A 21,520-nucleotide genomic window follows, 5' to 3' on the forward strand; every position below is an offset into this window, starting at 1 on the left:
AATATTGAACGAAAAAAGCTATTGGTTTATTTTTCAATAAATTAAATTTTAAATATTTTTGGTGATGAGCAGGAGATTATTCATGATTTCATATTTTCCTGCCTGTAGGCTTTGGGGCTTTTCCCACGTTGTGTTTTGAAAAATTTATTAAGATGGCTCTCATCCGTGAATCCCAGTTCATCAGCAATCTCTGAAATTCTGTTGCTGCTGTGTTTTAAACGGTGCTCTATTAATGTCGTTTTATAATTATTCACATAAGACTGCAGGGTTTCACCACTATGTTTTTTAAAGTATTTACCTAAATAATTTTCAGAAAATCCGAACTCTTTACAGATATTTTCAGTTCGTATTTTTTCAGGTTCATAGATATTGGCCTGGATATAATTCAGAATACTAATGATTCTTGATTCAGAAGATTCATCTATCTTCTGAGGCAGATATTTCGCAATATTGCGGGCAACGATAACGATAAGTGTATTAATGAGTTGTGTGGTTATGTCACTGTGGTACACATCTTTATTCACGGCTTCCCGAATCAGAGCTTCTACGATAGGTCTTACCAGTGTTTTGTCCGTCTGGTTTTTTAAAATACATCCCGGTTTGTGGTTGGCATTTTCAAGAATAAATTCCAGACGTTTGATATTTTCTTTCGAAATCTTATCATTTTTCAAATAAATATTACTGAATCTCAGGAAGAAAAACCGCGTTGTGGTATCAATCCAGAACTGGCTGCAATCCTGTGGTGTCAGAAGAAACATATGATTATCCGAATAGGCAAAGCTGTGCTTGTTAATACAGTGCTGGCCTGTTCCCGATAAAATAAAGACGAGCTCAAAAAAATTCTTTCTGCTTTCCTTGTCAGGGAATGTTTCCAGCGTTTCAAAATGAATGCTATAAGGTTCATATAAGACTTCTCTGTTCATGAGTGTTATTTTACGAGTAGGCAAAATTATACAAAAATAAGGAGGTTTTATACAGGTAATTTGCTAATTATCAGTATAATTTTGCTCTATTCAATTTTGGAATTATAGAATATGATTAAAAAATTATTCAATACAATAGTAGTAACGGCATTGTTTGCTTTTCTGAAAGCTCAGCAGCCTGTAGACAAAATTTTCCATTATTCTTCTATGGATGCTATGAGAAATGGGGTATATACCGGAGATCTTACGGTACAAGATCTTAAAAAGAAAGGAGACTTCGGCTTGGGAACTTATAATCTTCTTGATGGTGAACTCATTGCATTGGATGGAAATGTTTATAGGATTGCTTCAGATGGCTCAGTTGAAATTGCGGATAATAAAAGGCTGGTTCCTTTCGGATCATTTACCTTTTTTAAAAAAGATCATCTTATTACGCTGGAGAATATTCAGACAACAGATATGCTGATGAAGAAACTGTTGGAGGTCCTTCCGTCTTCCAATCGTTTTTATGCTGTAAAAATAGAGACCACTTTCATGAATGTGACATTAGGCGGAGCAGAAAAAGTTCATGAAAAAGATACAACGGGGATTGCTGTTTTGATGAAAACCCGTCCGCTGTATAAAAAACAGAATATAAAAGGAACGCTTACAGGATTTTATAACCCCTCTTATATTGGTGGTTTGGATCTCTCTCCGTTTCATTTCCACTTTTTATCTGAAGATAAGCGAGTTGGTGGTCACTTAATGGAAGGCACTTTCGACTCTGCAAAAATTACCGTACAGCTTGATGAAAAAAATGCTTATGAGCTTATTTTGCCCGGCAAAAGTAATGACGGTTATCGGCGTCAATGGAAATCTTCAGAGCCAAGTGCTCAATATTAATAATAAGTATATAACTATTTGATATGCAAATAAAAAACAAAAGATTATTGTCTCTGCCTTCAATGGCATTTATGTTTTTTTTCAATTCAGTTCAGGCACAACAGAAAGTGCTTCAGACGGATTTTAATAAAGGAATCTGGGAGCAGGTAGACAAAGGGCTAAAGCGCAAATGGGTATCTGGTACAGAAAGTACATTTGCTTTCTGGAAAATGGATAAAGATGCTCATGTTGCTCCTCATAACCATCCGAACGAACAGGTGACGTACATCACTAAAGGGAGTGTAAAAGTACTCATGAATGGTAAAGAATATATTGTGAAGGCCGGCGGTGTGCTGGTGATACCTGCAGGTATTACACATGAGTTTTTCTGCCTTGAAGACGGTACTGAAGATCTGGATTTCTTTACTCCGGTACGTAAAGACTGGGTAGAGGGATCGGCATCTTATCTTTCAAAAGAAGGGAAAGAACTTGAAATTGTTGCACAGTTTAATGATACCAGACCGGGAAATGTTGCGGTAAGCCATAACGGGAGGGTATTTGCAACGATGCATCCTTTATCAGACCCTAAACAACAATTAGTCGAAATTATTAATGGCAAGGCAAAGCCTTTTCCATCTCCCGAATTCCAGAAAAATGGTCAGCAGCCTAATGATAATCAATTCGATACTCCGCTTGGAGTCATCACAGATAAAGAAAACCGCCTTTGGATGATTGATATGGGATTGGGTCTCGGTAAGACGCGTCTGTGGTGTTTTGATCTTAAAAAGAACAAAGTGGCAGAAAAGATAGAGCTGCCGGCCGATATTGCGCCGAAAGGGAGCTTCATTCAGGATGTTGCGATAGATGAAAAGAATGGCTGGGTCTACCTTGCTGATATTGCCAACCCGGGGATTATTGCTCTGAATTTAAAAACGAAAAAAGCCAGAAGATTTAGTGGGCATCCGGCTTTACAGACAGAGGATGTAGATATGATTATTGATGGAAAAGTCATTGATTTTGGTGGAAAACCATCGCGTGTGGGGGTTAATCCTATTACCCTATCAGATGACAGGGAAACATTATTTTTTGGCTCTATGAACGGGACGGCATGGTATGAAATTCCAGCCAGACTTTTCAGAGAAAATAAAGATGATAATACAATAGGGAATTCCATTAAGAAATTTGGAGAAAAACCAGTGAGTGATGGTGTAGCTACAGATAAACAAGGGAATCATTATATTACAAACCTTGGAGGTCATGGTATAAGTAAGCTTGATAAAAATGGGAAACTTACCGGGTTGATTAAAGATCCTAAGCTACAATGGCCAGATAATATTGCAGTCACAGATGATGGTTATCTGTATATTTCAGTGAACCAGCTTCATACAACAACCGCCTTTTCCGGACAGCCGGATGCCGGAAAACCTCCTTATTTTATATATCGGGTGAAACTATAGCCTTAAAATTTCTTATCAACATCCATCACATAAAAATATCTAACGCAATGAACAAAGAATTTAAGTCAGTAGCAGTACTGAAGTCTAAACCGGAGAAAAGAGAAGAATTGAAAAATGCTTTGCTGCAGCTCATAGATCCTACCCGAAATGAAGCCGGCTGTATTTATTATATTCTTTTTGAAGATAAAAAATCCCCCGGAACTTTCTATATGTGGGAAGCCTTTAAAGATGACAAAGCTTTTGAATTTCATACCCAGACAGAGCATTTTAAAAACTTCGCGGGACAGATGCATGAATGGATGAGCGAACCAATACAGCTGATTGAACTGGAAAGAATTTCAGGCGGGTAAAATAGTTGTCATTATAAAAACTGTCTTTAATCAATTACAGGTTTTAATATTAAACAAAAAGATCTACAGAAATGCAGATCTTTTTAATTTTTATACTTCCGAAATTTTATTTCTTTAAATCTTTAAGTATTTCCTGAACAGCTCTTTCCAGCTGTGGATCATTGTTCTGAAGACGGTCCATGAACGTGTTTTTAACATAAATATCAGGTTTCACTCCTGTTTTCTCAAGGTTCTGTCCGTCTAATGTGTAAGTTCCCCATGAAGGAAGTCTGTAAGAAGACCCGTCTACCAATCCTTTGGCTGAAGTGAAAATAATCCATCGATAAGTATCCTGGCCGATAATTTTACCCAGCTTTAGTGCTTTGAAGCCGGCTGCGGTCATTTCAGCGTCACTTAGTGAAGCTTCGTTAATCAAAAGGACAATAGGCTTTCCGGATGGTGCAAAGTTGGGTTGGGTTGTAATCTTTCCTTCACGGTATTTCCATTGAAGATAAGGTCTCTGAGAAAGGAAATTCAATACCTTATCATGAACATTTCCGCCTGTGTTATAGCGTAAATCAAGAATAACAGCATCTTTTCTGTTCTCTTGTTCTACCATATCCAGAAGGAACCTGTCCAGCTCATCAGTAGACATATTTTTCATGCAGGAGTAGGCAATGCGGTTATTGCTCAGCTTGTCTACACGCTGATGATTATTGTAGATCCAGTCGTCGTAAAGCAATCCTTTTAATTCTCCGTTAGAAATCGTATGTACTTTGGTTATTACCGTTTTACCATCACGGTTGAAAGTAAGAACCAGTTCATCCTGTTTTTTAGGGCTTGTAAAATAGGTTTCGATATTTTCGTTCAGATCAATCTTTTTTCCGTTTACAGAGGTCAATTGGTCTCCTGGTTTGATATCAACTCCTGAACGGTAAGCCGGGGATTTTCTCACAATGCTTTCTACGGTGTAAGGCTGATCTTTTTTGAAGATAATTCCGGTTTCATTGGTGAAATAATTCAGATACACAGCCTCTTCTTTTCCTGTAGAGGAAAATCCGGTGTGCGAAGAATTAAGTTCCCCTAAAAGATCATTCAATAAAATTCGAAGATCATTTCTGTTATGAACATACGGAAGATACTTTGCATACTGCACTTTTTTAGCTTTCCAGTCGATACCATGAAATTTTTCGTCATAGAAGTTTTCCTCCACGCCCGTCCATGCTTCAGCATACATCTGAGTAAATTCTGATGCCAGGTCTTTATCAAAACTGTATTGGATATTTATCTTTTCAGGCTTCAATGCCGCAATAGTTGTTTTGTAAATATTGCCTTCAATCAGGGCAAACAGGTTTTTCTCATTTTTAGTTAAATAATACGCTGCTTTATCGAAGACTTTTTCAGATTTGGCAGGCTCAAAATCTGTGAATACCTTTTTGAACAGCTGTCTTTTTCCATTATCCTGATTAGAATTGAATAATAGAATCTCTTTTTTATCATCAGCGAAAACAGCAGGGTCATCCTGATATCCATACCGGTCGGTAACCAGCTCAATTCTGTCCAGAGTATCATCAGGATTAACTTTCAATTCTTTGATAACCGGTTCTTTTTCTTCCTTTTTCTCTTTATCCTTGTCGTCTTCCTTTTTGTCCTTCTTATCTTTTTCTTTATCAGAAGATTTTTCTTCCTTCTTTTCTTCAGTGAAGAGATTGTCGAATTTTTCGGATTTAAAAGGTTCGTCAAACCAATCTAAAGCCATACGGTAAATGTTAGATTTCTGCAGGCCTAAAGGGTAAGACGGATTGGTCCTGTCGCTGGCAAAATAAATATATTTACCATTGGGTGACCATACAGGATCTTCCTCTGAAACACCAGTATTGGTAAGGTTTAGGGTCTGTCCCTTTTTAATATTATAGATAAAAATATCAAGTTCGAAATTTCTTTTTGCAGAAAATAATACATATTCGTTATTAGGTGAAAAAGACGGTCTTGAATTTTGGAATGCCCAGATTTCATCCTTTACAATGGTTGTAGATGTAAAACTTTTTAAATCCAATAATCTTACTTCGTCTCTTCCGCTTAAATAAACTGCTTTTGAAAGATCGTCATTCAGCGTAATGCTGCGGTTATTTCTTGAATCTTCTGTTAATTGCTTTGGCTGGCCTTTTCCGTCTGCCTGAATAGTAAACCAGTTTTGATAACCGTTATACGTTTGGCTGTAAAGCAAAGTGCGGTTGTCTTTCAGCCATTTTACTTCCATTGCACGTTCTTTTCCATCAGAAACCTGTTGTGCAAATTTTCCTTCAATATCTGAAACGAATATAATGCCACGGCTTATGAACGCCATTTTTTTACCATCCGGAGATACATCATAATAGGAAATATTGTTTTCCACATTGAAATTCTGTGCTTTTTCCAGTGTTTTATTGGTATTCAGATTGATATTGAGAGGAGTGGTGCTTTTCGAAGCCACATCATAAGTGTAAAGCTGATAGTCCTTTTCAAAAATAACTTTCGATCCGTCTGCTGAAACAAACGGCTTTTTAATAGAAGTGTCAAATTGCGTTAAAGCAGTCTTTTGACCATTTTCGAGTTTATAAAGATTGTATTCTCCATTATTCTCATCAGAAATGAAATAAATTATCCCATTTTTATCTACACTTGGATTAAAATCTTTTCCTTCGTAGTTGGTGTACTGTTTGAAAGAATTGCTTTTGGGGTTATATCCCAGAATATCAGGATTGTTTTCTCCTTTATAGCGCTTACGCTGTACCTGATGAGCGCTTTCTGAAGAGCTTGTGAAAAGATATTCTCCTGCAGGCGTTTCTACAAGGCCATTGGTGTTGTTGAAATAATTATTGAAAAGCTTTTGAGGTGTTTTTCCTTCAATTGTAGTTTTAAAACTTCCGAAATTATTATTTCTGCTGGAAGTAAAATAAATCGTTTTACTGTCCCATGCCCAGCTTTCCATTTCGTCTCTTCCAGTATGGAAGGTTAACTGCTTGATTGTTCCTCCTCCTGCAGGCATTACATAGACATCATAATTTCCATATTGATTAGAACTGAATGCCAGCCATTTCCCATCCGGAGAAAGACGTGGATTGATTTCTTCTCCGTCCAGGGCAGTAATTCTTGAAGCATTTCCTCCATTGGAATCTGCTTTCCAGATATCACCATCGTAAGCAAAGTAAGCAGTTTTTCCATCAGGACTCAATGATGGACTTGATAAAAAATAAGACTTTTCCTGCGCCGAGATTCCTATAATAGAAAATGCTGTTAATAACGAAATAATAGTTTTCTTCATGGTACAATTGGATATTTATACAATACTATATATTGGTTTTATTATTTTTAGTCTTTGTAGAGAAGTATTCATTTGGTAAGAATTTTCTCAATATCGATTACTTTAAAAAAGAATAGTCGGATGATTAAGGAAATCGTTACATGAAAAGTGCCTGAAAGGGTGGATGATATTCAATAAATCAGATCAATACTTCATAAAAACTTAAGATAAAATACAAATATCTGTATTTCTGAGCTCATTGCCATGAAATTGCTCACATTAAAGCACAAAAAAAGACTTACAGAAATGTAAGTCTTTTTGCTCCTCCTGCTGGGCTCGAACCAGCGACCCTCTGATTAACAGTCAGATGCTCTAACCAACTGAGCTAAGGAGGAATGTCCTTTGTTTTAAGTGGTGCAAATATAGGACGAATATTTATACCCTACAAATATTTTTAAGAAAAAATTTTAAAAAATTATAATTTCCCTGTAAATACCTTGAAGATGTCGCTTCCGAAGATCAGTAACATCAATCCTAACAGGAAGATCACTCCAATCATCTGTGCGTTTTCTAGAACCTTTTGCGGAACTGGTTTTCCTACAATCATTTCATATAAAGTAAATAAAACGTGCCCACCATCAAGTCCCGGAATCGGAATAAGGTTCAGGAATGCCAACCAAATAGAGAACATGGCTGTAAAGCTCCAGAAAGCAACCCAGTTGATTTTAAAGCTTCCGTCTGCATCTTTATCTACAGGCATATTTTTTACGATAGCAATAGGACCTCCAACGTTCTTATAACCCTGAACTTTAGAGTTGAACATAATTTTGAACTGCTTAACCTGAGTGGTTAGTGCTTCAATAGTTCTTGTAAATCCTCTTGGAATAGCCTCTCCGAAGGAATATTTTTTATTCGTTACAATATCTTTTGCGATACTTTTCGTGTCAATTGCGATACCCAGTTTTCCGTTTTTATCAACAGAAACTGCTGGTAAGGTCTGTAGAGCTCCGTTTCTTTCTACGTCTACAGAAACTGTTTTACCTTTATTTTCACTTAAAAGAGTGCTTACTTCATCAAAGAATGCTGCTTTCTTACCATTGATTCCCACAATTTTATCTCCTTTCGCAAGACCAGATGTCTGGGAAGAAGGAGTAGCTAATGAATCAATAATCATAGAAACTCTTGGAGTAATGTATAGCTTAGCTTCTCTCTGTTTAAGAACATCTGCTACACCATCTGCATTTACAGGGAAGGTAACTTCCTGCCCGTTTCTGTTTACAGTAACATGATCTCCTAAAAGAATATTGATTGAAGTATTTTCAAGTCTTTCTGCAGGTTTTCCGTCTACACTGATGATTTTGTCACCATTCTGGAATCCCATTTTCTTCCCTGCCGAAGTGGCTTCAATACCATTGTTGAATTTTGTAATATCTGTATACGTTTCTCCGTTGAAGAAAGACAGACAGCTGTAGATTAACCATGCAAGGAAAAAGTTTACCGTAACCCCTCCTAACATAATGATCAGTCTCTGCCAGGCCGGTTTTGATCTGAACTCCCATGGTTCTGCCGGTTTTTTCATTTGGGCAGTGTCCATACTTTCGTCCACCATTCCTGCAATTTTCACGTATCCTCCAAAAGGAAGCCATCCTATACCGTATTTAGTTTGTTCAGGATGTTTTCTCCAGTCGTTGTCAGGAAGTTTTGATATATCGATAGGAACTTCTTCCTTCTTTCCGTTCACCTCTATTACTTCAGAATCCGGCAGGTTCTTGGATAAAAACTTGTACTGCCATTTCCCGTTGATTTTCTTCATGGAGAATATGGAAAAGTAAGGATCAAAAAACAGAAAAAACTTCTCTGCTCTGGTCTTGAACCATATTGCTGGTAAAAAATGCCCAAGCTCATGAAGAAGGACAAGTATAGAGATGCTCAGAATGAACTGAAAAAGTTTGATTGCTATTTCCATTAATAAATTTTAGATTTTAATTTGCAAAGGTAACAATTATCAAAACTATGCCAAATAAAAAAGCTCCCCGAAACGAGAAGCTTTGTCATATTTAAAGACGATTTGATTATAAATTGAAAGAAACTCCAAGGCTGCCATTATTACCTACTTCTGCGAATACGCCTATTTTCTCTGTAAAGAAATAGCGGGCTCCAATGTGAGCGCCTACTCCAAAGTCTTTCCCAAGAACTCCAAGGTCTACTCCAGGGTAAATATCCCATTTTGAAGGTAGATTTAAAGCTTCCTGCAAGTGGAAGTTCAGTCTTCCGAACACAAAAACACGATTATCCTTATCGTTGTTTTTATAATTGTCAAAGTAGCCGTTAATTCCAGCTCCTACTGAAATAAGTTGATTGAGTCCATAGTCATAAGTTCCCGTTACTCCGGTTCCATATCCCCAGGCACTCAGCCCCAGTTGTATTTTCTGATCTCCTTTTCCTGTCCAGGCCTGAGCATTGGCCATAGCACCAAAAAAGAAGATCGTCACCATAAAAAACAATTTCTTCATAAATTTCTAATTTTTAAGGATAGTAATAAAAAATATTTCTATCAAAAATGAAACCGAAAGAATATCTGTATTATAAAAATGGGAGACTTTAATAAATTATTAAGAAATATGGCTCTTTTTTCGGGGGAGAAACTAGCCTTTGAGCTATTTAATTCTCCTTTTGTAAAGATAAAAGCTGTATTTTTATCATCACATTTGGAATAATTTAAAAAAGAAAAAAGATGAAAGTTGTAGGGCTAAATTTAGATATCATCTGGAAAAATAAAACTGAGAATTTTAAACTCATAGAAAACGAACTGCAAAATGTAGAGGCAGATCTGTTTCTTCTCCCTGAAATGTTTTCAACAGGTTTCTGTATGGATGCTTCCGAAGTATCGGACAGGAATAATGAATCACTGGAATTTTTGAAAAAGATCTCAAAAGAGAAAAATGCAGCATTCTGCGGGAGTGCGCCGGTAGAACAAAACGGTAAGTTCTACAACAGAATGTTCTTTATAAGGCCGGATGGTGAAACAGCTTTCTACGATAAAAGACACTTGTTTTCCTTTTCAGGAGAAGATAAAGTGTATACACCTGGGAAAGAAAGGGTGATAGTTGAATATCAAGGGATAAGATTCCTGCTTCAGATCTGCTATGATCTGCGTTTTCCTGTTTTTGCAAGAAATAATGATGACTATGATGCTGTTTTATATGTTGCCAACTGGCCTGAGAAAAGGGTGGGAGCATGGGAGCATCTGTTGAAAGCCAGAGCTATTGAAAATTTATCTTTTGTATTTGGCTTAAACAGAATCGGGACAGATGGAAATAATCTTTTTTATCAGGAAAGTTCTCACTGTTTCTTTGCTGACGGAAAAGAAATTTCTCAAAAACAAGGTAATCTCGTAAACGCAGAATTGAATATGGAGGAACTGAAAGATTTCAGAAGCCATTTCCAGTTTCTGAATGATAGAGATCCTTTTTCTATTAAATTTTAGGATTTTCCCACAGATTTCGCAGATCTTCACAGATTTTTAATTTCTATATAAAGAAAATAAGTATAAACATCTCTGAAAATCCGTGCGATTTGTGGGACTTTTAAACCAAAACAAAAAAACTGTGAAAAATCACAGTTTTAAGCATATTGTTGTAAAAGTTGTGTAAGGGTATTCACATCATGAACACCACTTTCCTTCCATAGCATTTCTCCTTTTTTGAAAATTGCCAGTGTAGGTACTCCACGCACTCCATATTGAGCTGCCAGTGCGGGATATTGATCTACATCTACCTTTATAATCCTGGCTCCTTCGCCTATATTTTCCTTTACCGTATTTAATACCGAAGACTGAACTTTGCAGGGCTGGCACCATGTTGCGAAAAAATCAATCAATACAGGTCTTTCGGAATCAATGATTTCCTGAAATTTTTGTGACATAATTGGGGGTTTATTAGTTTGCTTTTTTGTTTGTTTCGTCCTGGATTGCCTTTACATTTTTCCAGGTTGTACCATCATAAGCTTCTACACCATTTTTCTTCAGAACTTCCATCGCCTGATCTGCCTGAATTCCTTTATTGCAAAACACAACAACTTTTTTACCTTTTAGAGTTTCTATGTTGTTTTGAATCTCTGCCAATGGAATGTTAATGGCATTTTTCGCTGTTCCTGCTGCGTACTGCTCCGGAATCCTGACATCTACCAGTGTTACATCAGAACTGTTGACTACTTCTTTAATACTGGTTGTAGGGATTGCTGTCGCAGGTGATGTCTTACAGCTGCTTAGCATAAAAGCTAATGCTAAAAGTAATCCGGAAAACTGAATTTTCATGATCTTACAGGGTCTTAGATTGGCATACAAAATCTGTAGTTGGGAGCTTTTCCGTTTTTTTGATTCCGTTAAAACCACCTTCTATTTCAGTAAAATTCCTGATTCCGTGTGAGTTAAGGATGCTTGCTGCAATCATGCTTCTGTATCCGCCGGCACAGTGAAGGAAGAAATGATCAGAATCATCAATGGTATGTGCCCAGTCACTGATAGCGTCCAGTGGCTTGTTATAAGCATTGTCAATATGCTCTGCAGAATATTCAGTCAGTTTTCTTACATCAATTATGGTAGCTTCTTCTGTAAATTGCTCCGCAAATTCAGTCGGAGTTATTCTTTTGATCTCATCCGTCTCCTTTCCAGCGTTTTTCCATGCCTCGAAACTTCCCTTCAGGTATCCAATCACATTGTCAAAGCCTACTCTGCTTAGCCGGGTGATAACCTCCTCTTCGGTGCCCTCATCAGTAACTAATAATAAAGGGTGCTTTACATCTACGATAAGAGTTCCTACCCATGGTGCGAAATCTCCTTTCAGTCCTATATTGATAGAGTTGGGAACAAATCCTTTGTGGAAATCCGCTGGTCCTCTTGTATCTAAAATTAATGCCCCTGATTCTTCTGCCAGTGCTTCAAAGTCTTCCGGTGCAATGGGCTGTAAGCCTTTGTTCATTACAACATCAAGGCTTTCATAGCCGCCTTTGTTTAACGCAACATTCATTCCGAAATATTTTGGTGGAGCTGTTAAACCATCAAGAACTTCTCTGATGAAAGATTCTTTATCCGGTTGATTAAGAGCGTAATTGGTCTTCTTCTGGTTTCCCAGAATATCAACGGTTTCCTTCTGCATGTTTTTTCCACACGCAGATCCAGCTCCGTGAGCCGGATAAACAGTAATGCTGTCATCCAATGGCATGATTTTACTCTGAAGACTGTCATACAGAATCCCCGCAAGATCTTCCTGGGTAAGGTTGGTTGCCTTCTGTGCAAGATCCGGTCTTCCCACATCTCCAAGAAACAGTGTGTCACCTGTAAAAATAGCAGTTTCAACACCATTTTCGTCTATTAAAAGGTAAGTGCTGCTTTCCATGGTGTGTCCCGGAGTGTGCATTACCTTTATCTTCACTTTCCCGATCTCAAAAATCTGATTGTCTTCAGCGATAATGGCATCAAATTCCGGAGCAGCAGTAGGTCCGTATACAATGGGAGCACCTGTCTTCTTGCTTAAGTCCAAATGTCCTGATACGAAATCCGCATGGAAGTGAGTTTCAAAAATATATTTTAAAGTGACATTGTCTTTTTCGATACGATCCAGGTAAGGTTTTACTTCTCTTAAAGGATCAATAATTATTGCTTCATTCTCTGATACAATATAATAGGCGCCCTGAGCCAGACAGCCCGTATATATTTGTTCAATTTTCATTGGAGTCTTTTTTTAATGAGTTAAAGATACGAAGTATTAGATAGATTCTAAATGAAATGTTAAATCCCATTGATAGTTTCTTTCAATACTTTGTTAAACGCATGTTTAGTATGTTTTGTTTTTTTTGAGCAAAAAGAATGCCTTACATACAGATAATGGCAAATGCTGTTTTATATCATGTTAAATTCTTATGATCTTCCTCATATTAAAAAACAGTAATCGTGGTTTAAAATTTGATGATCTAAGGACAAATTTATTATCAAAAGGAATAGAAAGAAGTTCTTCAGAAAATATCTTTACATATTTTACAAAAAATTTTATATTTATAAGTTAAAAAAGCGATCAAATGGCAGACAAAACACAATTTGTTGAAGAACTCAACGCTAGATACACTCCGAAAGGAGAACATATAATATTAGGAAAAGGAATGTTGGATGGTGAAGTGGTCACAGAAGTAAATGTAACCATTCCACTGAAAACAATTAACCGCCACGGTCTTATCGCCGGAGCTACCGGAACCGGTAAGACAAAAACATTACAGGTCTTTGCAGAACAGCTTTCTCATGCAGGAATTCCATCTCTGGTTCTTGATATTAAAGGAGACTTCTCCGGAATTGCAGAAGGGGGTCAAATAAATCCTATCATTGAGGAAAGATATGCCAAGACCCAGCTTCCTTATAATCCTCAAGGCTTTCCTGTAGAATTAATGAGCATTTCCGGAGGAAAAGGAGTGAAATTAAGAGCTACTGTTACAGAATTCGGACCAGTTTTATTAAGCAAAATCCTTGAATTGAATGATACGCAGCAAAGCATCATGTCTATTGTCTTCAAATACTGTGATGATAAAGGACTTCCCTTGATCGATCTTAACGATCTGAAAAAAGTGCTGCAATATGTAACGGATAATGCACAGGGAAAAGCAGAACTGGCAGCCAATTACGGATCCATTGCATCAGCATCTCTCGGTGCTATTTTAAGATCTATTGTTGCTCTGGAGCAGCAGGGAGCGGCAGGGTTTTTCGGAGAATTAAGCTTTGATGTTCATGATTTATTAGAAACAAGGGATGGAAAAGGAGTAGTGAATATTCTTAGAGTAGCAGATATTCAGAATAAGCCACAGCTTTTTTCGACGTTTATGCTTTCACTTTTTGCTGAAATTTATATGACTTTTCCGGAAGAAGGAGACAGTGGGAAACCAAAACTAGTCCTGTTTATAGACGAGGCTCATCTGATTTTCAATGAAGCTTCCAAAGCCCTTCTTTCACAGATCGAAACAATGGTAAAATTAATCCGTTCCAAAGGAGTAGGAATTTATTTTATTACTCAGATTCCTGGGGATGTTCCTGAAAATGTACTTTCTCAGTTAGGACTGAAGATACAGCATGCGCTGAGAGGCTTTACGGCAAAAGATAAAAAAGAAATTACCAAAGCGGTTGAAAATTATCCTACCACAGAATATTACGATGCTTCCAGCCTGATCCAGAATCTGGGAATTGGAGAAGCATTTGTGACGGCTTTGGATGAGAAAGGCATACCAACACCATTAGTACATACTTACCTGATCTCTCCGGAATCGAGGATGGATGTTCTGAGTGAAACAGAAATCTCTGATCTGACTTCAAAATCAGCACTTGTAGCAAAATATGAGCAGGCATTAGATAGAGAATCTGCATACGAAATGCTTACCAGCAGAATGGAACAGGCTGCTCAAAATCCGGCACCTACACAAAAGACAAGGCCGGTGAAGGAAGAACCTGGTATGTTTGAGCAGGTATTACAGAGTAAAGCAGGCCGTACTTTTACCTCCACATTAATGAGAGAAGGAGCAAAAGCCATTCTCGGCATGTTCGGTCTGGGAGGCAGAAGAAGATAATTTTGAAAGCTAACTTGCTGTATTTTGACATATTTTTTGTTATTTTAGCAGGTTATCTTTACTAACAGTAAAAATAGAACCGGATTTTATTGGGGAATAAGATCGGTTTTACATATAAATGACAAAACAGCAGTTAACACACATTCAATGTATTCAATTATAGATATAGAAAGTAATGGTGCAGGTTATAGAAATGAATGCATTATAGATATCGCCATCTACAGATATGACGGTCAGAAAATTACAGACCAGTTTATATCTCTGGTAAACCCTGAAGGTGATATTACCCCTTTTGTACAAAAGCTGACCAGTATTACCCCAAAAATGGTCAAAACTGCTCCGAAATTTCATGAAATTGCCAAAAGAGTGATCGAAATTACTCAAAATACGACCTTGGTAGGCCATAATATTGATTTTGATTACAGGATGCTTCGCCAGTCATTCAAAAGGCTTGGTTATGATTTTAAAATCAACACTTTAGATACAATTCCGTTAGCAAAAAAGCTGATTCCTGATGAGGTAAGTTATTCGTTGGGAAAACTGGTGAAATCATTGGGTATTCCTTTGACTAACCATCACAGGGCAGAGGGTGATGCGAGAGCTACATTAGAACTTTTCAAACTTCTGATTTCAAAAGATACCGAAAATGAGATCATTCAGAAACAGCACGATGAGTCTAATGCAAAAACGTATATCAATAAGATCAAAGAACTTACCCAGGACCTTCCTAATGATAAAGGATTTGTGTACTTTCAGGATGAAGCCGGGCGTATCATGTTCTCTGATTATGTTCAGGATATCAATAAGTTTTCCAAAAAGGTTTTCAATTCCAAATCAAAAAAATGGGAACAGATTCAGAAAGATGTTGAGCAGATTAATTTTGAACTTACCGGAACAGACATTATTGCCAAGCTGATTCTGAATTCCAAGAATATTAAAAAGAAAGAGGTTTTGCCTTTTGGGCTGTATTTCCGAAACAAAAAATATCTGGTTGAGAAAAATACACTCAATAAAACTGAGAAGCCGGTCTTGAAATTCAGATCATTTACTCAGGGAACAAAAGCTGTTCAGTTCATAGGTTCTCAGGAAGAATTTAAAGATTTTTCTGTATTGAAACAGAAAATTGAATTCAGAAAAAGGAATGAGCTTTGGCTGGGACCAGGAAGGAAATTAGGAGAAAAGTTATTTTTAATCATAGAAAACGGGAAAGTGATGTCCTTTGGTTTCTATGAACTGTTTACGCAGATTCAGACGCTGAGTAAACTGGCTAAGTTGAAAATTGATCTTTCACTATCTTCCACAGATTTGAATAACGAATTGCAGCTGGCTCTGCTTCGTGGGGATTTTGAAACATTGCCACTACCGAAGTAATAGAGTGTCTACACTTTACAGATTGTATTCTGAATAGGATGCATTCAAATCAAGTTTCTTGAAATAGAAAATAAATAGTATTTTTGCAAAAAATAAATAGAAGCAATGCAAAATTTTAAACAAAATAAAACTGGAAAAAAGGGAGCTGTGAAGTTCTCTAAGGTTTGGAATATTTAAAAGAGTTGTCTTGCATAAAAAATAATCAATGTGGCAGGCTCTTTTTTATAAGAATCTGCCTTTTTTTATGTTAAAATGAAATTATGAATTCAAAAGAATTATTAAAGATTGCCAATGAGTTTGGTACACCAGTGTATGTTTATGATGCTGAATCCATCAAAATTCAATACGAAAAACTGACTTCTTCATTTTTAAAACATACTAAGTTCTTCTACGCAGCGAAGGCTTTAACGAATATCAATATTCTTAAGTATGTAAAGAATCTGGGTGCCTCTTTGGATTGTGTATCTATTAACGAAGTTAAGCTGGGCTTAAAGGCAGGTTTTTCGAAAGAAAAGATATTATTTACCCCCAACTGTGTTGACCTTGCCGAAATAGAAGAAGCAATGACTTTCGGAGTTCATATTAACATTGATAACATTTCTATTCTTGAGCAATTCGGGAATAAGTACGGAAATACTTATCCGATTTTAGTAAGAATCAACCCGCATATTTTTGCCGGCGGTAACTATAAGATTTCAACAGGACATATCGATAGTAAATTCGGGATTTCCATTCACCAGGTTCGTCACATTGAAAGAGTGATGAAAAGTACCAACCTTAATGTTGAAGGGCTTCACATGCATACAGGAAGTGAAATTAAAGATCCGGATGTATTCCTTCAGGCTTTGGAGATCATGCTGGAGCTTTCTGAGCATTTCCCGAATCTGAAATATCTGGATATGGGAAGCGGATTCAAAATCCCTTACCAGGATAGTGAAGAAGAAACTGATGTGAAAACATTAGGAAAAAAAGTGGAAAAAGTAATTTCTGAATTTTCAAAATCTACAGGAAAAAAATTCGAATTATGGTTTGAGCCTGGAAAATTCCTAGTGGGAAAAAGCGGATATTTACTAGTGAAAGCCAATGTGATCAAGCAGACGACAGCAACTGTTTTTGTTGGAGTGAATTCCGGATTTAATCACCTGATCCGCCCTATGTTCTACGATTCTTACCATATGATTGAAAACCTGTCCAATCCAAAAGGAGCAGAAAGGATTTATACGGTAGTAGGAAACATCTGCGAAACAGATACATTTGCATGGGACAGAAAACTGAATGAAGTAAGAGAAGGAGATATTCTTGCCTTCCATAACGCAGGAGCTTACGGTTTCGAGATGAGTTCCAACTTCAATTCAAGATTAAAGCCTGCTGAAGTATTATTCTTAGACGGAAAAGCTCATTTGATCCGTAAAAGAGACGAGTTTGAAGACCTTTTGAGAAATCAGATTGAAATAGTGATGTAAAATCCGAAGCATATTATATAAACAGCTGCCTTTTTGGGCGGCTGTTTTTTTGTTTTACAGGAGAACGAAACCTCACGGGTTTTCAAAACCTGTGAGGTTTCAATAGAAAAAAAATAAAATTAATTTAAAAGTATTTAACATTGAATTAGGGATGGAGTCTCAACTTTATTAGCTAAATTTGATAGAAGTAGGGATTTACATTCATTACAATTCTCATTTTTCATAAAAAACAACACCAAAACAGACTAATTATGGCTAAAAACATAGCAGAGCAAATTGTTGAAATGCTCGAAAATGCCAATGTGAAAAGAATTTATGCAGTAACCGGCGACAGTCTTAATCATCTGAATATTGCCGTCAAAAAAAGCAGTATCCAATGGATTCATGTAAGACACGAAGAAGTAGGAGCTTATGCCGCCGCTGCAGAAGCTGAGCTTGATGGTTTGGCAGTTTGTGCGGGAAGCTGCGGCCCCGGACACGTTCATTTGATCAATGGGGTATATGAAGCTCATCGCTCTCATGTTCCTATGCTGGTGATTGCTTCTACAATCCCAAGTGATGAAATGGGAATGGATTACTTTCAGGAAACCAATACGATAAAGCTGTTTGATGACTGCAGCTATTATAATCAAATGATTACAAGACCTGAGCAGGTACAGAGAACCGTGCAAACCGCTATTCAGCATGCTATATCCAAAAAAGGAGTTGCGGTAATAGGTCTGCCGGGAGATGTTTCTGAGCTGGATGCTGAAGAAGGCTCTACTTCCACCCAAATCTTTAAAACGAATCCTGTTATAAGACCATCCGATGATGAGCTGAAAAGCTTGTCGGAACTGGTGAATAAAAGCAAAAAAGTAACCCTATACTGCGGGATAGGCGCTGCTGAAGCCCGTGATGAGGTGGTCGCTTTGTCAAAGCTCTTAAAGGCACCTGTAGGATATTCATTCCGTGGGAAAATGGCTATTCAGCCCAATAATCCCAATGAGGTAGGACTTACAGGATTACTGGGATTTCCTTCTGCCTATCACGCCATGCATGAAGCCGATCTTGTCATTCTTTTAGGAACAGATTTTCCTTATCAGAAATTCATGCCTGTAAAGAATAAAATAGTACAGATTGATGAAAGTCCTGAAAGATTAGGAAGAAGGGCAAAACTGGAGCTGGGGCTTTCCGGAGACATCAAAGAAACCATTAAAGCGCTGCTTCCTTTACTAGAAGAAAAAACGGATGCTCATTTTCTGAATGAACAGCTGGCGTTTTATGATAAAGTAAAAGAAAACCAGCTGGAATATGTAAAGGATTTTGGAAAAGAGAATGCTATTCAGCCTGAATATGTAGCCCACACTTTGGATAAGCTTGCTGAAAATGACGCTATCTTTACCGTAGATACAGGAATGTGCTGTGTTTGGGGAGCTAGATTTATTACAGGAACAGGCGAAAGAAAAATGCTGGGATCATTTAACCACGGATCTATGGCGAATGCAATGCCAATGGCTATCGGAGCTGCTTTGGCTCATCCTGAAAAACAGGTGATTGCTCTATGTGGAGACGGAGGATTATCTATGCTGTTAGGAGATATGGCTACTATCTTTCAGTATAAACTTCCTGTGAAACTGATTGTATTCAACAACAGAACCCTTGGAATGGTAAAGCTGGAAATGGAAGTTGGCGGAATGCCAGACAATGAAACAGATATGATTAATCCTGATTTTGCCATGGTAGCACACGCCATGGGCTATCCCGGGAAAAATGTACACCTCCCCGAAGAAGTGGAAAGTGCTATCAAAGAATGTCTGGATCACGATGGACCTTATCTGCTGAATATTTTCACCAATCCCAATGCACTGGCTCTTCCTCCTAAGATTGAATTTGATCAGATCATGGGAATGTCCAAATCTATGGCTCAATTGATGCTTGGTGGTAAAATGGATGAGGTTTTTGAAACGGTAAAAAGCAATTATAAACATATTAAAGGTCTGCTGTAAGATGTAAAGAGCAATGATTTCAAAATTGGCCACTCATTCACAATATATAAACTTTAAAACTTCATACTTTGTGTGAAGTTTTTCTTTTTTATAAAGAAGCTAAATATTTACCTTTGCTTATTATATAGGAAACAAAATTATGAGAACAATACTTTTATTTTTGGCTTTGTGTGCGGTGAATTTTTCCTTTGCACAGGATCAGGAAGAACGTGATGATTCTTTTATCAGGGAGAGCAATAAAAATGTTCTGAAAATAGAGATCAAAGAACCTTTTATGCAGGTGGCTGTAAAATGTAATGATTTTAAAGCTGCAGCCTATGAAGGAGGTGTTGCAGCCTATAAAGGTATACTGAATAAATATATGTATGCCTATCTGAATTCTGATTTCTATGCTTTGACGGGAGATTTTACATTTACTTTAGTGCTTGATGAAAAAGGAAAAGTAGTAGATGTGAAAGGAATGCCTAAAGTTGCCAACAGCGAAGTGTTTTTTGATGATATGCAGTATGTCGTAAGAAGAATAAAGAAAAACTGGATTCCGGCGTCTTGTAACGGGAAGCCAGTAGCCTCACAGATTAAAGTTAAAATTAACTTCTCTTCAATGGCTGTGGATATTGATTAGGATTTATTAGTTTTCTTTTTCAAAATTAAAGTAAAGGGAGGTTCAATGAGAGAATTCCAACACTTTTTCAATTTATGATTTTGTTAAAATAATAGCGCTGACATTCTGTCACAATATTTTGTATCTTTGCAAACTTATTTGTTCGTAATTTAATATTGCGGACCTTAAATCGATTATCGTGCAGGAAAAATATATAGACGAAACAAAACAGGGCGAAGCTTTTGCTATTGCAGAAAGACCGGAGAACTCTAAAAAACTGTTTTTAGAAAGCTATGGCTGTCAGATGAACTTCTCTGACTCTGAAATTGTTGCATCCATTCTCAATGAACAGGGCTATAATACAACGATGAAAGTTGAAGAAGCTGACCTGATTCTTTTAAATACATGTTCCATCCGTGAAAAAGCCGAACAGACGGTAAGAATGCGTCTTTCTCAATTCAAAAATCTGAAAAAAGAAAAACCGAATATGACGGTAGGCGTTCTGGGATGTATGGCGGAAAGATTGAAAACCAAATTCTTAGAAGAAGAGCAATTGGTAGACCTTGTTGTAGGTCCGGATGCCTATAGAGACTTGCCGAATCTTTTAAAAGAAACTGATGACGGAAGAGATGCTATCAACGTAATTCTTTCCAAAGAGGAGACTTATGCAGATATCAATCCTGTCCGTTTAGGAGGAAATGGGGTTACCGCATTTGTTACCATTACCAGAGGTTGTGATAATATGTGTACATTCTGTGTGGTCCCTTTTACCAGAGGAAGAGAAAGGAGCCGTGATCCACACTCTATTATTGAAGAATGTAAAGATCTTGCCTATAACGGATATAAAGAAATTACCCTTTTAGGACAAAACGTAGACTCTTACCTTTGGTATGGAGGCGGTCCAAAGAAAGATTTTGCCAAAGCTTCTGAAATGCAGAAAGCAACAGCTGTAAACTTTGCTCAATTACTTGATCTGGTGGCTAAAGCCGTTCCGGAACTGAGAATCAGATTCTCTACTTCTAACCCTCAGGATATGAGCCTGGATGTATTCAGAATGATGGCAAAACATGACAACATCTGTAAATATGTACACCTTCCAGTACAAAGCGGAAGCAATAATATGCTTGAAGCAATGAACAGGCAGCATACCCGCGAAGAATATCTTGATCTGATCAGAAAAGCGAAGGAAATTGTTCCGGAAGTAGCATTCTCTCAGGATATGATTGTAGGATTCTGTAATGAAACAGAAGAAGACCATCAGGATACCTTAAGCCTGATGAGAGAAGTAGAATATGACTACGGTTATATGTTTGCCTACTCGGAAAGACCGGGAACTCCGGCTCACAAGAAAATGGAAGACAATATTCCGGCTGATGTGAAGCAGAGACGTCTTGCTGAGGTTATTGCCCTTCAGGGAGAGCTTTCAAAACAAAGAATGAAATCTTACGTAGGAAGAGAACACCAGATTCTGATTGAAGGAATTTCCAAGAAGAACAAAAACCAGTGGAAAGGAAGAAACTCTCAGAATGCCGTATGTGTCTTCGATCAACTGGAAGGACAGAAAATAGGTGACATTGTGAACGTTTTTGTATACGACAATACGCAGGGCACACTTTTAGGGAGAACAGTGAAGTAAAAAAAATCG

Annotated in this window: 17 protein-coding genes and 1 tRNA gene; 10 read left to right on the forward strand and 8 right to left on the reverse strand. The window is 37.3% G+C overall.

The annotated features are described in order from the left end of the window. Window positions 1-80: 80 nt before the first annotated feature. Window positions 81-923 (reverse strand): AraC family transcriptional regulator, encoded by an 843-nt coding sequence (locus EK417_RS04675; RefSeq protein ID WP_136521466.1) that lies wholly within the window; start codon window positions 921-923, stop codon window positions 81-83. Window positions 924-1,034: 111 nt separating this feature from the next. Here EK417_RS04675 and budA point away from each other — a divergent pair, with 111 nt between their 5' ends. Genes budA through EK417_RS04690 form a run of 3 tightly spaced genes read left to right on the forward strand, consistent with a single transcriptional unit; the run spans window position 1,035 to window position 3,591 of the window. After that, on the forward strand, window positions 1,035-1,805 hold the full coding sequence (budA, locus tag EK417_RS04680) for an acetolactate decarboxylase (RefSeq protein ID WP_136521467.1): 771 nt from the start codon (window positions 1,035-1,037) through the stop codon (window positions 1,803-1,805). Between the two features lie 23 nt (window positions 1,806-1,828). After that, window positions 1,829-3,241, forward strand: a complete 1,413-nt coding sequence (locus EK417_RS04685) for an L-dopachrome tautomerase-related protein (protein WP_228457886.1) — start codon at window positions 1,829-1,831, stop codon at window positions 3,239-3,241. A gap of 47 nt (window positions 3,242-3,288) precedes the next feature. Beyond that, on the forward strand, window positions 3,289-3,591 hold the full coding sequence (locus tag EK417_RS04690) for a putative quinol monooxygenase (RefSeq protein ID WP_076597836.1): 303 nt from the start codon (window positions 3,289-3,291) through the stop codon (window positions 3,589-3,591). 106 nt (window positions 3,592-3,697) lie between these two features. Here EK417_RS04690 and EK417_RS04695 read toward each other — a convergent pair whose 3' ends face one another. From EK417_RS04695 to EK417_RS04710, 4 genes are all read right to left on the reverse strand, one after another. Then, window positions 3,698-6,874, reverse strand: coding sequence for a S41 family peptidase (locus tag EK417_RS04695; RefSeq protein WP_136521468.1), 3,177 nt, complete (start codon window positions 6,872-6,874; stop codon window positions 3,698-3,700). Window positions 6,875-7,174: 300 nt separating this feature from the next. Then, a tRNA-Asn gene (locus EK417_RS04700) sits at window positions 7,175-7,248 on the reverse strand. A gap of 80 nt (window positions 7,249-7,328) precedes the next feature. Then, a complete protein-coding gene (gene rseP, locus EK417_RS04705; RefSeq protein WP_136521469.1) occupies window positions 7,329-8,819 on the reverse strand; it encodes an RIP metalloprotease RseP in 1,491 nt (496 codons plus the stop codon). A 106-nt stretch (window positions 8,820-8,925) separates the two neighbouring features. Beyond that, window positions 8,926-9,366, reverse strand: coding sequence for a DUF6646 family protein (locus tag EK417_RS04710; RefSeq protein WP_105703900.1), 441 nt, complete (start codon window positions 9,364-9,366; stop codon window positions 8,926-8,928). Between the two features lie 221 nt (window positions 9,367-9,587). Between EK417_RS04710 and EK417_RS04715 the strand changes: the two genes are divergently transcribed. Next, window positions 9,588-10,340, forward strand: a complete 753-nt coding sequence (locus EK417_RS04715; protein ID WP_136521470.1) for a nitrilase-related carbon-nitrogen hydrolase — start codon at window positions 9,588-9,590, stop codon at window positions 10,338-10,340. A 137-nt stretch (window positions 10,341-10,477) separates the two neighbouring features. Here EK417_RS04715 and EK417_RS04720 read toward each other — a convergent pair whose 3' ends face one another. Genes EK417_RS04720 through EK417_RS04730 form a run of 3 tightly spaced genes read right to left on the reverse strand, consistent with a single transcriptional unit; the run spans window position 10,478 to window position 12,582 of the window. Beyond that, window positions 10,478-10,777, reverse strand: a complete 300-nt coding sequence (locus EK417_RS04720; protein ID WP_076595323.1) for a thioredoxin family protein — start codon at window positions 10,775-10,777, stop codon at window positions 10,478-10,480. A gap of 13 nt (window positions 10,778-10,790) precedes the next feature. Continuing rightward, window positions 10,791-11,168: a rhodanese-like domain-containing protein gene (locus tag EK417_RS04725; protein ID WP_136521471.1), complete on the reverse strand. Its 378-nt coding sequence runs from the start codon at window positions 11,166-11,168 to the stop codon at window positions 10,791-10,793. 4 nt (window positions 11,169-11,172) lie between these two features. Continuing rightward, window positions 11,173-12,582, reverse strand: coding sequence for an MBL fold metallo-hydrolase (locus EK417_RS04730; protein ID WP_136521472.1), 1,410 nt, complete (start codon window positions 12,580-12,582; stop codon window positions 11,173-11,175). A gap of 346 nt (window positions 12,583-12,928) precedes the next feature. Between EK417_RS04730 and EK417_RS04735 the strand changes: the two genes are divergently transcribed. The 6 genes from EK417_RS04735 (at window position 12,929) to miaB (ending at window position 21,511) form a co-directional block, all read left to right on the forward strand. After that, window positions 12,929-14,455, forward strand: a complete 1,527-nt coding sequence (locus tag EK417_RS04735; RefSeq protein WP_136521473.1) for a helicase HerA-like domain-containing protein — start codon at window positions 12,929-12,931, stop codon at window positions 14,453-14,455. Between the two features lie 147 nt (window positions 14,456-14,602). Continuing rightward, complete coding sequence (locus EK417_RS04740) at window positions 14,603-15,826, forward strand: 3'-5' exonuclease (RefSeq protein ID WP_136521474.1); 1,224 nt, start codon at window positions 14,603-14,605, stop codon at window positions 15,824-15,826. Window positions 15,827-16,086: 260 nt separating this feature from the next. Beyond that, window positions 16,087-17,289 (forward strand): diaminopimelate decarboxylase, encoded by a 1,203-nt coding sequence (gene lysA / locus EK417_RS04745; RefSeq protein ID WP_170872057.1) that lies wholly within the window; start codon window positions 16,087-16,089, stop codon window positions 17,287-17,289. A 251-nt stretch (window positions 17,290-17,540) separates the two neighbouring features. Next, window positions 17,541-19,274 carry a thiamine pyrophosphate-dependent enzyme gene (locus tag EK417_RS04750; RefSeq protein ID WP_136521475.1) on the forward strand — a complete coding sequence of 578 codons (1,734 nt, stop codon included), beginning with the start codon at window positions 17,541-17,543 and terminating at the stop codon, window positions 19,272-19,274. Between the two features lie 139 nt (window positions 19,275-19,413). Beyond that, window positions 19,414-19,896 carry an energy transducer TonB gene (locus EK417_RS04755; RefSeq protein WP_228457887.1) on the forward strand — a complete coding sequence of 161 codons (483 nt, stop codon included), beginning with the start codon at window positions 19,414-19,416 and terminating at the stop codon, window positions 19,894-19,896. Window positions 19,897-20,074: 178 nt separating this feature from the next. Continuing rightward, window positions 20,075-21,511 (forward strand): tRNA (N6-isopentenyl adenosine(37)-C2)-methylthiotransferase MiaB, encoded by a 1,437-nt coding sequence (gene miaB / locus EK417_RS04760; RefSeq protein ID WP_136521476.1) that lies wholly within the window; start codon window positions 20,075-20,077, stop codon window positions 21,509-21,511. Window positions 21,512-21,520 lie beyond the last annotated feature (9 nt).

The organism is Chryseobacterium candidae (genome assembly GCF_004916905.1).
Classification (GTDB): Bacteria; Bacteroidota; Bacteroidia; order Flavobacteriales; family Weeksellaceae; genus Chryseobacterium; species Chryseobacterium candidae.